The organism is Streptomyces paromomycinus, assembly GCF_003865155.1.
In the GTDB taxonomy this organism is placed as follows: domain Bacteria; phylum Actinomycetota; class Actinomycetes; order Streptomycetales; family Streptomycetaceae; genus Streptomyces; species Streptomyces chrestomyceticus.
Map to the genome: position 1 here is coordinate 9,114,342 of NZ_BHZD01000001.1, position 14,445 is coordinate 9,128,786.

Consider the following 14,445-nt stretch of genomic DNA (forward strand, 5'->3'; position numbering starts at 1 on the left):
GTCCGTATTGACGGCCGGGGTGAATCTCTGCGTATATTAGGCGTTTGCATGTCTGGGTATTTCTTCAATACATGACTTGCCACTAGAGAACACGGTATCGGAGCGGAGCTGAATTGTCAAACGAGGAATTGCGGCAGGAGCAGGAATTCACCGATCTGCTCTACGGACGCCTCGCCGAACTGCGGGCCGGGGCCGAGTCCGCCGTCCAGCGCGCGCTGCCGCTGGAGGGGAACAACTTCCAGGCACGGCTGGAACGCGATGTGACGGTCGCCGAACAGTCCGGGCTGCTGGCCGCCCTCGACGCGGGGGAGAACGGCCTGTGCTTCGGCCGCCTCGCGTTCCGTGACGGCGCCGACCACCACATCGGCCGGATCGGCATCCGCCGCGACGACGCCGACCGTACGCCGATGGTCATCGACTGGCGGGCCGACGTCGCCCGTTCCTTCTACCTCGCCACCGGCCACACCCCCATGGGCCTGCGCCGCCGGCGCCACATCACCACCCAGGGCCGGCGGGTCACCGCCCTGCACGACGAGATCCTGGACCTCACCGACGCCGAACGCACCGGCCACGAGGGCTCCGACGCGGACGCGGTGCTGCTGGCCGCCCTCGACGCCGCCCGCACCGGCCGGATGCACGACATCGTGCAGACCATCCAGGCCGAACAGGACCGGATCATCCGCGCCCCGCACCACGGCGTCATGGTCGTGGAAGGCGGCCCCGGCACCGGCAAGACCGCCGTCGCCCTGCACCGCGCCGCGTACCTGCTGTACGCGCACCGCGAGCAGCTCGCCCGCCGCGCCGTGCTGATCGTCGGCCCCAACCCGGCCTTCCTCGGCTACATCGAGGAGGTGCTGCCCTCGCTCGGAGAGACGGGTGTCCTGCTCGCCACACCCGCCGAACTGTTCCCCGGCGTGACCGCGACCGGCACCGACACCGCACGTGCCGCCGAGGTCAAGGGCAGTGCGGCGATGGCGGACGCGCTGGCCCGGTTCGTACGCGACCGGCAGGCCCTGCCCGAACCGGCCCTCGTCATCGACCACGAGGACGGCGAACTGCTGCTGGACGCGGACATCGCGGCCGCCGCCCGGGAACACGCGCGCACCACCCGGCTGCCGCACAACCTCGCCCGCCCGTACTTCGCCTTCCACGTCATCGACGCGCTCACCGCGCAGCTGGCCGACCGGATCGGCGCCGACCCGTACGGCGGGCCCAACCTCCTCGGCCCGGACGACGTCGCCCAGCTCGGCAAGGCGGTCGCCGCCAGCCCCGACGTGCACGCCGCCATCCAGGAGCTGTGGCCCGAACTCACCCCGCAGCAACTGGTCGCCGACTTCCTCGCCGACCCCGTCCACCTCCCGGACGCCGACGCGGACGCCATCCGCCGGGCCAACGGCCACCACGGCCCCTGGCCGGAGGAGGACGCCTGGACGCCCGCGGACATCCCGCTGCTGGACGAGGCCGCCGAACTCCTCGGCGAGGACGACTCGGCGGCCCGCGCCGCCCAGGAGGCGGAACGCCAGGAGCGGATCAAGTACGCCCAGGGCGTGCTCGACCTCTCCTACGGCTCCCGTACCCAGGAGTTCGAGGACAAGGACGACGAGGACTCCGAGGTGCTGGCCGCGCACGACCTCATCGACGCGGACCGGCTCGCCGACCGCCAGGAGGAGGCCGACCACCGCAGCGCCGCCGAACGGGCCGCGGCCGACCGCACCTGGGCCTTCGGCCACATCATCGTGGACGAGGCGCAGGAGCTGTCCGCGATGATGTGGCGGCTGCTGATGCGCCGCTGCCCGACCCGCTCCATGACGCTGGTCGGCGACCCGGCGCAGACCGCGGAACCGGGCGGCTGCGGCGCCTGGGAGGCGATCCTCGCCCCGTACGTGGACGACCGCTGGGAACTGGTCCGGCTGGGCGTCAACTACCGCACCCCCAGCGAGATCATGGACGTGGCGGCCGAGGTGCCCCGCGCCGCGGACGCCTCCTTCGAGCCGCCGCGTTCCATCCGGTCCACCGGCGTACGGCCCTGGGCCCTCGGCGCCGCCGCGGACGACCTGCCGCGGGCGGTCGCCGAAGCGGTCGTACGGGAGACGGCCGACGGCTCCCGGTCCCGCCCGGCGGAGGCGGGGGAGGGCGGCGACGGTGGTCCGGGGGAGGGCCGGCTCGCGGTCATCGCCCCGAAGGCCCACCACCCGGCCCTGGCCGCCGCGCTCTCCGCCGCCCTGCCGGACGTGTCCACCGGCGCGGACCTCGACCTGACCCGCCCGGTCGTCCTGCTCGGCCCCCGGCAGGCCAAGGGTCTGGAGTTCGACACCGTGCTCGTGGTCGAACCGGCCGGGTTCGGGACCAGCGACCTGTACGTCGCCCTCACCCGGGCGACCCAGCGGCTGGGCGTGGTGCACACCGGGACGCTGCCGACGGCACTGCGGTCCCTGGCGGAGGCTGCCGCGGAGTCCGAGACGGCCGCATCCGGCCGCTGACCGTACGGTACGGGGGCGCCGCACACCCGGCGCGGCGCCCCCGTACCGCGCCTGACGGCCCGGCGGCGACCGCACCGCCGGAACGCTACTGGGCGCTCGCCGTCGGCCGTACGACCAGTTCGTTCACGTCGACGTCCGCGGGCAGGCCGACCGCGAAGGCGATGGCGTCCGCGACCGCGGAGGCCGGCAGGGCCACCGCGCGGTAGGCGCGCATCGCCTCCCGGGCCGACGGATCGCCGATGCCGTCCGCGAGTTCGGACTCGGTGACGCCGGGGGAGACCACGGTGACCCGGATGTCTCCCCCGGACTCCTGGCGCAGCCCCTCGGACAGGGCGCGCACCGCGAACTTCGTGGCGCAGTAGACCGCGGCGGTCGGCGACACCTCGTACGCGCCGACCGAGGCGATGTTCACGAAGTGCCCGCCGCCCTGCGCCCGCATCACGGGCAGCGCGGCGGCGATCCCGTGCAGCACACCGCGGACGTTCACGTCGAGCATCCGGTCCCATTCCTCGGTCCGCAGCGCCTCCAGGGGCGACAGCGGCATCACCCCCGCGTTGTTGACCAGGACGTCCACCCGTCCGAACGTGGCCTGTGCCGCGCCGACGAAGGACCGCACGTCGGCGGCGTCGGTGACGTCCAGGCGCCGGTACGCCGCCGAGCCGCCCCCGTCGCCGAGCCGCCCGGTCAGCTCTGCCAGCCGGTCGGTGCGGCGGGCGCCGAGGAAGATGTGATGCCCGTCGGCGGCCAGCCGCCGCGCGGTGGCCTCGCCGATGCCGCTGCTCGCGCCGGTGATCAGGACGACCTTGCCGTCCGCGTCCTCCGGGCCGCCGGTGCCGGGAGCCGGAGCGGGACTCGTGGGCACGGGGGTCTTCGCGTTCATGCTGTGTACTGCCTTTCGAAGGTGCTGTTCCGAGGCTCGACTGCTTGAGGCTCGACTGCCTGCGGCTCGTTCGTCTGCCTTCAGAGGCTGGCCCACGGCGTACACCGCCACCAGGACGGACCGTGCCCGGGTGCACCGCACCCACCCTCGGCGCGGCGTACGGTGAATCCTGATCAGCAACGGACGTGCGGTGCGCGTCGTACCGGAGCGCCGGAGACATCCGGAGACATCCGGAGACATCCGGAGACAAGAACGTATCCCCGGCCCCGGGAGGGCGCATGGACGTGTCGGAGCGGTACCGCGCAGCGTGGGAGAGCTACTGGCGCGACACCTCGGACGCGCCGGGCGCGGCCATCTTCGACTGTGCCGCCGAACTGGCCGCAGGGCACCACCTGCCGCTGCTGGCTCCCTTCGCCGACGTCACACTGCCCGTCGTCGACCTGGGCTGCGGCACCGGCACCCAGACCCGCCACCTGGCCCGGCACTTCCCGCTGGCCGTCGGTGTGGACCTCGCCGAAGCCGCCGTCGCCCACGCGCGGCGGGCCGACACCGAGGGTGCTGCCCGGTTCGAGCAGTTGGACGCCACCGACCAGGACGCCGTCCGGCGGCTGCACCAGCGTCTCGGCGACGCCAACGTCTACCTGCGCGCGGTGATCCACCAGAGCGAACCCGACGCCCGCCCCGCGATCGCCACCCTGATCGGCGACCGCGGACGCGCCTTCGTCGTCGAACTGCTGGCCGGAGCCAAGGACGTGCTGTCCCAGGCGGCCCAGGGTGCCGACGGCCCGCCCCCCAAGCTGGCCGGCATCTTCGCGCACGGCCTGACACCCGCAGCCACGGAGGACGCCGCCGTCCCCGGCTTCTTCCGCGACCTGGGCGTGCCGGTGCTGGACCACGGTGAGATCGACCTGGTGATGACCGAACACCGCGCGGACGGCGTACGGATCGACCTGCCGGCCCAGTGGATGGTCCTCGGCCGCTGAACGGTCCCGTCGGCCCGGCGCCGGACCGGCCACCCGTGCCCTGACGTGCCGCCGACCGCCGGGCCCGGCGCGAACTCGGCCACCGGCAAGCCTCTTTGGCGCCCCGCGCGGCTAATATGAAGCCATGCACCTAGTCACTCCAGGCGCATAAAGGGAAGCCGGGCCCCGCGACACAAGGGGGCGTTGCGGGGCCCGGCGTCCCTTCGCCGGGCAGGGCGAGCTCCCTTTCTCGCCCTGGCAGTGAAGGCACGTCCGCTTCACTGCGACGTCTGGAGTGAAGGAAGGTGCAAGATGGCCGCGAAGGAGAAGAGGTCGTGGATCAAGGAGCTGGCCTCACGATTCGCCGTCGCAGTCGCCGTTAAGGCGCTGTGGGCGGCGATTTCGAGGATTGCTCTGCGCGACGACGCCTGAGTGCCGCCGTCCGGCTGACCCCCGTCGGGTCCCCTTCCCGCTCGGGGGTCAGCCGTCCCGGACGTCCCGCGATCTCGTCCGCGTGTGCGCCGTTCGCTCGCAAGCTCAGCCGAATGGCGCGTAGTTGATGCTCCGACCGCGCCTTTTCGGCCGGGTGCACAGCGGTCGCGTACCGGCCGCGCCCCGGATGCGTCGACGCACGGTCGGGCCGGGCAGGCTCCCCGCCTACACCGTCCGAACACGTGCAGTACGGGGGTACCGGTGGGGCGCAACAAGGACTTCATGACGGCTCTGCTCATGGCCCGCAAGGCGCTCTCGAAGGGGGTCGCGGGGCTGAGCCGGCGTCTGGACGACGTGCGGGGCGAGGTGGCGCTGCTGCGGCAGGAGGTCGCCGACGTACGGCAGTTGATGGCCGGCGGCGCGGAGCCGCCTGGGAGTACGGAGCCGCCCGAGGGTACGGAACTCGCTGACAGCGCGGCCCCCGCCGAGGCGACCAGTGCGGACCCCGCCGAGGCGACGCAGCCCGAGTGGGCCGACCCGGACCTGGCCGACACCGGCCAGGAGCCGCCCTTCCCCCCTCTCCTGGACGACCAAGATGACGACGAGGAGGCGGACGTGGGAGCGGACCTGGGCACGGACGCGGACAGGGAGGGCGTCTTCAGCGAGAAGATCGACGCGACCCCCGGCCGCCATGAGACGCAGGAGGACGTCGACCACGGCGTGCTGCTCCTGAAGGCGGCTCAGACCGGGCCGGTCGCCCTGATCTGTCACCGGGAGGTGTGGGAGTTCCTCGCCGCCCGCGCCGCCGGCGAAGAGCATTTCTGCTTCGCGTACGAGCTGACGGACGAGGGCGGCGGCCGGGTGCGGGCCATGCTGTCCGGCCGCTCCGTCATCGGCGCACTGATCGCCTTGCGCCGTACCCGCGACGCCAGCCATCTGGACGGCACATGGGCGCTGGCGAGCGTTCTCTACTCCCGTATCGCCGAGACACTGCGGGCCACGGCCCGGGACGGGAAGCGCCCGCCGGCCGTCCTGCTGGACGACGGCGGCATCGATTGATCTCAGACAGGGCCCTGTCAAGCGGAGCCTGCTGCGCAAGCGGCCGACCTGCGGAGTGAGAGGGCCGGAGTGGTCTGATGGCGATCGTCGTCGAGCTCGACGTCCTGCTCACCCGGCGCAACCTGTCCGTCGGCGTGTTCGCCGACGCCGTCGGCATCACGCCCGCACCGCGGTGGGTGCCGGACGAGGACGCGGCGGACGGCAGGAGTTAGGGCCGCCGCACCACCCGCCGCGGGCGACTCACCGCGGGCGGGTGGCTGTGAGGCTGGGCGGGCCGGGGAGGGACTGTCGCGGGAGGGGGCGGTGGCATGGCGAAACTCTGTCCGGTCCGGCCGCTGGTGGGGCGGGTCGTGCGGCAGGTGGTGCGGGTCAATGTGCTGGATCTCGCCACCCGGCTGGCGGCACAGGCGTTTCTGGCCGCGTTGCCGATGCTCATCGCCGTCTCGTCCTTCTGCCCGCATGCGGTACGGCAGGAGCTGCTGAGTTCGCTGCGTTCCGTGTTCGGGGCGGACAACCCCCTGCGCGGTCAGGTGGAGGCGGCTTACGGGTACCGGGAGCAGGTGTCGCACAGTTGGGGCGCGGTCGGTGTGCTGGTCGCCCTGGTGTCCGCCACGGCCTTCACACGGGTGCTCCAGCGGGTGTGTGAACGTTCCTGGCACCTGCCGCATTCAGGGGCGCGGATCGTGGCGTGGCGCTGGGCGTTGTGGCTCGTGGTCTGGGTGGTGACGCTGGTGTATCAGGGGATGATCCATCGCGCCTTCGGCGCCGGGACCGTTCCCGGGGTGTCCTTGCAACTCGCGTGCTCCGTGCTGATGTGGTGGTGGACCCAGCACCTGCTGCTCGCCGGGCGGCTGCCCTGGATGCCGTTACTGCCGGGGGCGTTGCTGACCGGTACGGGAGTGGTGGCGTTCTCCCTGCTCTCGGGGCTCTGGCTGCCGCGGGCGCTGACCCGGAGCGTCGAGCGGTACGGGCCGCTCGGCACCGTCTTCACGCTGCTGTCCTGGCTGATCCTTTTCTTCGCCACCGTCGTGCTCGGCATCGCCGTCGGGCAGGTGCTCGCCCGTACCGAGGCCGTCCGGCGCCGGCTGAGGCTGCCGTACGTCCCGTCGGACTGACTGCGCCGCCGTCACCCGGCCGTCGCGCGCCGCATCGGCCAACGCCCGGTGGTCGCGTTCGTTCTGATCGGCGTAGCGCTCGGCGAACCGTGCCAGTGCGCGGTCGAAGGTGTCGGAGCGGCCCAGGTAGGCGGCGATGGCGATGCGGTCACCGGACCGGGCGTGGGCGCGGGCCAGGGTCGTACCGCACAGCCGGCCGAACAGCCGCATGATGCCGGGCGTCATCGTGTCGGCTCGGGGGACGGCCTTCCAGTCGCGCAGCTGCCGCAGGTAGAAGTCGCGCTGCCGCCCGTCCAGTCCCTCGACGCGTTCCCAGCCCAGGAACATGTCGCCGGCCGCCTGCATCAGCCGCTGCCCGGTGACGACCCGTTCTCCTTGGTTTCCGCCGGGGGGCGGGCCCGCGAACGGCGCGAGTACCGATTCCTGCGCCTCCTTGGCCTGGAGGAAGAGGGGGTCCGCGTCGTCCCGTCCGAGCAGCAGCAGGACCCAGCAGCGGGTTCCCACGCTGCCGACACCGACCACCTTGCGGGCCATGTCGACCACGCGGTACTGCGCGAGGAGTGCCTGGCGGTCGGCTTGCAGGGTCCTCGCGTAGCGGTCGACCAGGTCCCGTAACTGCTCCTCCAGGCGGGCGCGTTCGACGTCGGGGAGGAGGTCGCCGAGCGGTACGACGAGGGGCGGGTCGGCAGTGATCCGCAGCTCGCCGTCGACGACGTGGGCGAGCCGCTCCAGGGCCTGGAGGTGGTCGCGGGTACGGGCCTTGGTGAGGGCCCGGGAGATCCGCCGCTGGGCCTGCTGGTCCAGCTCCCCGCCCAGCGCGCCGTACAGCTCGTCCGCGTCGATACGCGTGTACCACACGTCGAGGTGGCGCATCGCGGCGTACGCGCCCATCGCCTCGCGGTACGCGCGCACCGCCTCCCGGACCACGCGGGACCGCTCCGGCTCGCTGAAACCGTTGGCGCGGCCGGCGATGACGAGGCTGGCCGACAGCCGTTTGACGTCCCACTCCCAGGGGCCCGGCAGCGTCTCGTCGAAGTCGTTGACGTCGAACATCAGATGCCGCTCCGGGGAGGCGAGCAGCCGGAAGTTCAGCATGTGGGCGTCCCCGCACAGCTGGGCCCGCAGCCCGGTGGACGGGGTGCCGGCCAGGTCGCCCGCCATGACGGCGGCGGCTCCGCGGAAGAAGCGGAACGGGGATTCCAGCATCCGCCCGTACCGGATCGGCACCAGTTCCGGGAGCCTGCTCGCCGACTGCCGCTCGATCACGGCGACCGGGTCCGGCCGGTCCGGCGCGGGAGTGAACTCCGCGTGGCCGGACCGCGGTACGAGGGCGCGGGCCGCCCGGCCGCGGGCGGCCCGTTCCTGTGCGGTGGCGTGGGTGCGCTCGGCGCCGGGCATGGCGCCTCCTTCCTGCCGGACACGAGGCACGAATGTCGGCCCGTGCGGCCGGTTCGTCATCACCCCGGCGGTGTGAGGCGGGAGGAGCGGGGGCGGGGAGAGAGTGGGGGAGGGGGAGGTTTGTGACGGTTGGTCCGGCGTCGGACCGGTGCCGGCCCGGCGTCGGTCCCCGGGGTGCCCGGCCCGGCCGGTGCGGGTCGCCTGGCCCGGGTGATGCCCGTACGGCCGGGCCGGCGCACGGTGACGGCATGGAAGCGACCATGCGGAAACAGCGGTGGCTGGCGCGCGCGTCACTGGCGGCCGCCGTGGCGGCGGTGCTGGTACTGGGCGTGTTCGCGGGGGTGCGCACCTTCGCCCTGGTGGGAGTCGGACTCGCCGGACTGGCGGTCACCGCCGCCGCAATCTGGTGGACCCTGAGCCGGCGAGGCGTCCTGCGCGTCCTCGCCTTCCTGCTGGCCCTGGCCGCTCCGGCCTGGGTCCTCCTGGAGTACACCGGCGCCCACCTGGCCTGGGTCGCCGCTCTGTCCGTGGGGCTGTGGCTGGCCGCCGTCGGCGCGGGCCGGGCCGCCCTCGTCCTGCACACCAGGCCGGTCCCGATGCCCGAACGGCCGGCGCCGGAGACCCGCCACCCCGTACTGATCATGAATCCGCGCTCGGGCGGCGGCAAGGTGGGCCGGTTCGGGCTGAGCGAGAAGGCCGCGGCCCTGGGAGCGGAGGTGCTGCTCCTGGAGGGGCCGGGGGAGACCGATGTGGCCGAGCTCGCCCGCAAGGCGGCGGCCGGGGGCGCCGACCTGCTCGGCGTCGCGGGCGGGGACGGCACGCAGGCCCTGGTCGCCGAGGTCGCGGCCGCTCTCGGCCTGCCCTTCCTGGTGATTCCGGCCGGTACGCGCAACCACTTCGCCCTGGACCTGGGCCTGGACCGGGACGACCCGTCGAAGGCCCTGGACGCCCTGCACGACGGCGTGGAACTCCGCGTCGACCTCGGCCGGGCCGCCGGCCGGCCCTTCGTCAACAACGTGTCGTTCGGCGCCTACGCCGAGGTGGTGCAGAGCCCCTCGTACCGCGACGGCAAGACCCGGACCACCCTGGACCTGCTGCCCGACCTGCTCGTGGGCCACCGGGGCGGGCAGCTCACCGCACGGGCCGGGGAGCACACCTTCCGCGGGCCGCAGGCTCTGCTGGTGAGCAACAACCCGTACGGCACGGGCGACATCGCGGGGTTGGGGCGCCGGGCGCGACTGGACGGCGGAGTGCTGGGCTGCGTCGGCATCGAGGTGAGCGGCGCCGCACACGCCGCCGGTCTGGTACGGGGGAGGCGGGCCGCCGGTCTGACGCGGGTGACGGCCACGCACGTCGTCGTCGACGCCGATCAGGAGCGGATTCCGGTCGGCGTCGACGGAGAGGCGCTGCGGCTGCGCGTACCGGTGCACTGCGACATCCGGCCGCTGGCCCTGCGGGTGGTCGTGCCCCGGCGGCGGCCGGGCGTGCGCCTGGCCCGGCCGCCGCTGGACTGGCGCCTGCTCGCCAGGCTGGGGCTGGGGCCGGCGCGGAGTTGACGGTGGAGCTGCCTCCTACGGGACGGCCGGTCGGGCCGGATGTACGGGGCCGGACGTACGGACCCGGCTGAACAGGACTACAGCGGCGCGTTGTAGACCTTGTGCGCCTCCTGGTGGCCGTACGTGGCCAGCGACCAGATGACCAGGACGTCGAGCGCGATGATGATCGCCGACCACACGGGGTAGTACGGCGTGAAGAAGAAGTTCTCCAGCGCGCTGAAGATCGCGACCCCGATGCCGACGGCACGCGCCCAGGTGCGGCCCTTGAAGAGGTTGAACGCGGCCGCGAAGACGATGATGCCGGAGAGCAGCTGGAGCCACCCCCACCCGTTGATGCTGAAGTCGTACGCGTAGTTCTCCTGGGACCGGTAGAAGTTGTGGTCGATGATCGCGGCGAGTCCCGCGATCGCGTGGTAGGCCCCGATGACGGTCAGGATGCAGACGGCGAACACCACGCCGCCCAACGCGACCGGACGGATGCGGGGTTCCTGGGCCGGGGTGCCCGGCCGGCTCTGCTCTGCCGAAGTCTGCTCAGCCATGCGGACCTCCTCCTCGGTGGGCCGGAGCATGCCCGAGCGGCCCCGTGCCCGGTTCACCCACGGAGGATGAGACCGGGCGGACACCGGCGCGCCGTCACCCTCCCGAGGTGAGGCCGTCCCGCGCGGACCGGCGAGAATGGCAGGGAGGCCAAGCCGCCGCAGCGGAGGTGACTCCATGGGCGCACAGGCGGGTGCGGGGCCCGAGCGAGCGGGCGTGCCGCCCGGCGGCGGCGCTTTCGAGATCCGGGTCCGGGGCAGGGTCGGTGCTGCCCTCACCTCGGCCTTCGGCGAGCTGACGGTCCGGCTGCGCCCGGCCGAGACGGTGCTGTACGGGGCGGAGCTCGACCAGGCCGCGCTCTACGGCATCCTCGACCGTATCCAGGCACTGGGACTGGAGTTGCTGGAGGTACGCCGGCTGCCCGGAACGGCCGGGGCCGGCGGGCCGGACGCGCGCGCCGAAGGGCCGTAAGGCCTCTTCCGGCACCGCCCGGTTCCACGCGAGGCTGGGTGGGTATCGCCTGCCGCCGGGAGGTGAGGGCATGCCCGCCACGCTCCGTACCGCGCGAAGAGTCCGAAGGCCCGCCGGGCCGGGAGACGGCGGCCGGGCGGCTGCCCTGCGTGGACGGTTACGGGACCTGGGCCAGGACGCCGGGACGGCGGACCGGGCCGTGACGGCCTGTCTGGCGTGGCTGGCCGACCTCCTCGTGGAGATCGGGGAAGGACTGGACGATCAGCGGAGCGCGGCGGCGCTGGTGGACGAGGCGGCGGCCGTGCTGGCCTCGGCGCCCCGGCGGGACCGGGGCGCCCGGCCCCCGGCAGCGCTGCCCGAGCCGCTGACGGAACGTGAACTGACCGTGCTGCGAGCGCTGCGGAAGAAGGTCTCGCTGCGCTGCATCGCCGAGGATCTCTTCGTGTCGCACAACACCGTCAAGAGTCATGCGCGCGCGGTGTACCGCAAACTCGGCGCGCACTCCCGGACCGAGGCGTTGCACCGGGCCCGGGAGCGAGGGCTCGTCCCGTAATCGGTGGCCCGCAGATCCCGAGGCGTCACAGCAAGTCCAGTTCGCGGGCCCGCCGGACCGCCGCCGACCGCCGGGTCACGGCGAGCTTGCGGTAGACGCTCTTCAGATGCGTCTTGACGGTGTTGACCGACAGGTACAGGTCCGCGGCGATCTCCTCGGTGGTCATCATCTGCGCGAGGCGGCCGAGCACCTCCCGCTCCCGTGTGCTGAGCCGCTCGACCGGGTGCGGAGCCACGAGGGGCGGCTCGGGCCGTGCCAGGACGCGGGTACGCGGGCCGCCGGACGGGCCGAGCACGGCGGTGCACCCCGGCTCCATCGTCCGCAGCAGCTCCGCCGGCAGCCGGCAGCCGGCCAGGACGTCGCCGATGCAGGCGGCGGACGGCCCGCCCTGCTCCGCCGCCTCGGTGAGCCCCGCCACCAGGGTGCAGATCTCCGCGACGAACGGGTCGGGCGCGTGGCGCAGTACGGCACGCGCGTGCCCGATTTCCCGGCGGGCCTGCGCGGGTTCGCCGCGCGCGAGCCCGGTCCAGGCGCGTACGACGTGCAGCGAGGACCGGGAGCGGTCCGTCGGGGTCCAGGCCGGCAGGGGCGGCTGACAGGCGTGGGTGACGAATTCGCCGGCGGCGCGGAAGCGGCCGCGCAACGTCTCCAGCAGGGCGAGATCGACGAGACAGTCCCGGCGCAGTACGCCGTTCCCGGCGGCGCACGCGGCTTTGAGGCCGGCCGTCAGGGAGACCGAGGCGGCCCGCAGGCTGCCGTCGCGCAACTGGCCGTGACCGCGGATCGCCAGGGCGAGCGCCGGGATCTCCGGATGCGCGGCCAGCGTCGCCCGCGTCAGCCGCGGGCACAACGACTCCGCCTCGGCCGCCGCGGACCGGGCGGCCTCCGGAGCCCGGGAGCGGTCCCGGGCCATGCGGATCACGGCGTGCGTCAGGCGGCAGCGGGTGCTGCGGTCTTCCTCGTCCGCGGGCAGTTCACCGACGAGCCGTCCGGCGCCGGCCAGGGAGTCGGCGCAGACCCGGTCGTCGCCCTGGGCCAGGGCCGCGGCGGCGCTGACGAGCGTGGACTCGGGCCCGTCCGCCGCCCCGGCCTCGGGCCGGCGGACCAGGCCGTCCGGCAGGCGGTCCCCGGTCAGTCCCAGGACCTGGCCGATCGCCAGCCGGTGGACGATCAGCCGGTCGGCGCGCCGGTGGTCGCCGGCCGCCGACCAGTGCCGTACCGCGTCGGCGAGCAGCCCGTGGTCGCCCAGCCAGGCGGCGGCCCGGCGGTGCAGTTCGGGCACCAGCGCCGGCGTCTCGTGCCGCAGGCGCATCCGCAGCACGTCGGCGAACATCCGGTGGCAGCGGTACCAGCCGTGGCCGGTGGGCTGGAGGAAGGAGTTCTCCCGTACCAGTGCCGCGAAGTGGCTGCCCGCCTCCTCACCGGCGAGCTCGGTGGCCAGTTCGGCGTTCATCTGCTCCAGGACGCTCGTCGTCAGCAGCAGCCGCCGCATCCCCACGGGCTGTACGTCCAGGACCTCCTCCACGAGGTAGCTGACCACCGCCTCGTCGTCCCCGGCGAACTGCGCCACGAACTTCTCCGGGGAGGGCTGCTTCTCCATGGACATGGCGGCCAGGCGCAGGCCGGCCGCCCACCCGTCCGCACGCTCCCGCAGGGCGCCCACCACCGGTTTGGCCAGCTCGACGCCGTGCTGGGCGAGCAGCGCGGCCGTCTCCCGGTCGTCGAAGGCGAGATCGCGGGTGCGCAGCTCGGTGAGTTCGCCGGACAGCCGGAACCGGTGCAGATGCAGCGGCGGGTCCCGGCGTGCGAGCACCACCAGGCGCAGCGCGGGAGCCGACTGCTTAAGCAGCCCCAGTACGCCCTCGGCGGTCGGCGAGCCGGGCTCCGTACGGAAGTCGTCCAGGACGAGGACCACCGGGGCACGCCGTGCGGCCGGCCCGGACACCGGGCCGGCCACGGACGGCGGGCCGCCGGAAGCCGCCACGAACGGGGGTACGTCCGCGCCGGCCGCGCGCAGCGCGCCGGCCACCCGTGACCAGAACATGTCCGGCTGCTCGTCCCGGCCGTCACAGGTCACCCAGGCCACCGGGCCCGGCGACCGGCCGGTGTGCGCCCACTCCACGGCGAGCGCCGTCTTCCCGGCGCCCACCGGGCCGACGATCACGGTCAGCGGCCCGCAGGTGCCCCAGGAGAGCCGGTCCGTCAGCCGGGGTCTGGGGACCAGCCACCGTGGCAGCGCGGGCACGGTGGCCGGGGACCCGTCGCGCCGTTCCCTCGGACCCGTGTCCATGGGCGGCACCTCGCTCTCGGAGCGGGAGGGTGCTGCTCAGGCAAGTGTGGGACGGGCACGGCGGTACGGGCAGCGCGACGGGCGCCGTTTCACCCGGGTGAGGTTTGCGCCCGGGCGCAACACTCACACGGAGTGCAGCGCCGCGATCAGTTCTTCCTCGCGGTCCTTGGTCAGCGACGTACGGAGCACGTGCGGGGAGAAGGGGCGCAGCGCCTCACGCACCCGGTCCGGTGTGGAGCGGCGCACCAGGGCGAACACCGCGGCGCTGCCCGGTTCCAGGGTGCCCGCGATCTCCTTGACGAAGGCGTCGTTGATGCCCACGTCGCTGAGCTTGCCGGCGACCGCGCCGGTGGCCGCGCCCACCGCGGCGCCGAACACCGGCATCAGGAACAGCATCCCGAGCAGGGTGCCCCACAGGGCGCCGCCGGCCGCACCGCTCGCGGTGGGGTTGTAGGACTGCCGGACATGGATCTTGCCGTCCATGGTGCGCCAGGCCAGGGCCGCGTCCTCCAGGTCGAGCAGTTCCTGGTGGGACAGGTCCTTGGCGAGCCGCAGCACCGCGTCCGCCTTCTCCCGGTCCGAGAACCCGAGTACGACGAGATCGGCCATCGTTGCCTCCTGGTGGAACGGCCGGTCGTCCGGCCTGATGTGGGACAGGACAGCCGCCGGCCGGTCCGTGCGCCGGGGCCGCCACCATCCAGCCGGATCCCGC

At 73.6% G+C, this 14,445-nt stretch carries 12 protein-coding genes and 1 pseudogene; 8 read left to right on the forward strand and 5 right to left on the reverse strand.

Annotated features, from left to right (window positions below):
- Positions 1-128 precede the first annotated feature (128 nt).
- Positions 129-2,480, forward strand: coding sequence for a HelD family protein (locus tag OEIGOIKO_RS38725; protein WP_125059524.1), 2,352 nt, complete (start codon positions 129-131; stop codon positions 2,478-2,480).
- Between the two features lie 85 nt (positions 2,481-2,565).
- On the opposite strand, the gene OEIGOIKO_RS38730 is transcribed toward OEIGOIKO_RS38725, so the two are convergent.
- Positions 2,566-3,360: an SDR family oxidoreductase gene (locus OEIGOIKO_RS38730; RefSeq protein ID WP_125057969.1), complete on the reverse strand. Its 795-nt coding sequence runs from the start codon at positions 3,358-3,360 to the stop codon at positions 2,566-2,568.
- Between the two features lie 278 nt (positions 3,361-3,638).
- Here OEIGOIKO_RS38730 and OEIGOIKO_RS38735 point away from each other — a divergent pair, with 278 nt between their 5' ends.
- From OEIGOIKO_RS38735 to OEIGOIKO_RS38750, 4 genes are all read left to right on the forward strand, one after another.
- Positions 3,639-4,343: a methyltransferase domain-containing protein gene (locus tag OEIGOIKO_RS38735; RefSeq protein WP_125057970.1), complete on the forward strand. Its 705-nt coding sequence runs from the start codon at positions 3,639-3,641 to the stop codon at positions 4,341-4,343.
- 693 nt (positions 4,344-5,036) lie between these two features.
- Positions 5,037-5,813 (forward strand): hypothetical protein, encoded by a 777-nt coding sequence (locus OEIGOIKO_RS38740; RefSeq protein ID WP_125057971.1) that lies wholly within the window; start codon positions 5,037-5,039, stop codon positions 5,811-5,813.
- 77 nt (positions 5,814-5,890) lie between these two features.
- Positions 5,891-6,025 (forward strand): hypothetical protein, encoded by a 135-nt coding sequence (locus OEIGOIKO_RS38745; RefSeq protein WP_371859006.1) that lies wholly within the window; start codon positions 5,891-5,893, stop codon positions 6,023-6,025.
- A gap of 96 nt (positions 6,026-6,121) precedes the next feature.
- Positions 6,122-6,928 carry a YhjD/YihY/BrkB family envelope integrity protein gene (locus tag OEIGOIKO_RS38750; protein WP_125057972.1) on the forward strand — a complete coding sequence of 269 codons (807 nt, stop codon included), beginning with the start codon at positions 6,122-6,124 and terminating at the stop codon, positions 6,926-6,928.
- Here the strand turns inward: OEIGOIKO_RS38750 and OEIGOIKO_RS38755 are convergent.
- Positions 6,926-8,326: pseudogene (locus OEIGOIKO_RS38755) on the reverse strand (DUF2252 domain-containing protein); the annotation flags it as partial. The gene OEIGOIKO_RS38750 and the pseudogene OEIGOIKO_RS38755 overlap by 3 nt on opposite strands.
- 248 nt (positions 8,327-8,574) lie before the next feature.
- Between OEIGOIKO_RS38755 and OEIGOIKO_RS38760 the strand changes: the two are divergent.
- Entirely contained in the window at positions 8,575-9,882 is a 1,308-nt protein-coding gene (locus OEIGOIKO_RS38760; protein ID WP_125057973.1) for a diacylglycerol/lipid kinase family protein, read from the forward strand.
- A gap of 77 nt (positions 9,883-9,959) precedes the next feature.
- Here the strand turns inward: OEIGOIKO_RS38760 and OEIGOIKO_RS38765 are convergent, their stop codons facing one another.
- Positions 9,960-10,421 (reverse strand): DUF7144 family membrane protein, encoded by a 462-nt coding sequence (locus OEIGOIKO_RS38765; protein WP_125057974.1) that lies wholly within the window; start codon positions 10,419-10,421, stop codon positions 9,960-9,962.
- Between the two features lie 175 nt (positions 10,422-10,596).
- On the opposite strand from OEIGOIKO_RS38765, the gene OEIGOIKO_RS38770 reads away from it, so the two are divergent.
- Entirely contained in the window at positions 10,597-10,890 is a 294-nt protein-coding gene (locus OEIGOIKO_RS38770) for a hypothetical protein (RefSeq protein WP_125057975.1), read from the forward strand.
- A 70-nt stretch (positions 10,891-10,960) separates the two neighbouring features.
- Positions 10,961-11,443, forward strand: a complete 483-nt coding sequence (locus tag OEIGOIKO_RS38775) for a helix-turn-helix transcriptional regulator (protein ID WP_125057976.1) — start codon at positions 10,961-10,963, stop codon at positions 11,441-11,443.
- A 25-nt stretch (positions 11,444-11,468) separates the two neighbouring features.
- Here the strand turns inward: OEIGOIKO_RS38775 and OEIGOIKO_RS38780 are convergent, their stop codons facing one another.
- Together OEIGOIKO_RS38780 and OEIGOIKO_RS38785 are read right to left on the reverse strand one after the other, a co-directional pair.
- Positions 11,469-13,733, reverse strand: coding sequence for a helix-turn-helix transcriptional regulator (locus OEIGOIKO_RS38780; protein ID WP_125057977.1), 2,265 nt, complete (start codon positions 13,731-13,733; stop codon positions 11,469-11,471).
- A gap of 123 nt (positions 13,734-13,856) precedes the next feature.
- Positions 13,857-14,342 (reverse strand): DUF1269 domain-containing protein, encoded by a 486-nt coding sequence (locus OEIGOIKO_RS38785; protein WP_031000224.1) that lies wholly within the window; start codon positions 14,340-14,342, stop codon positions 13,857-13,859.
- Positions 14,343-14,445: the final 103 nt, after the last annotated feature.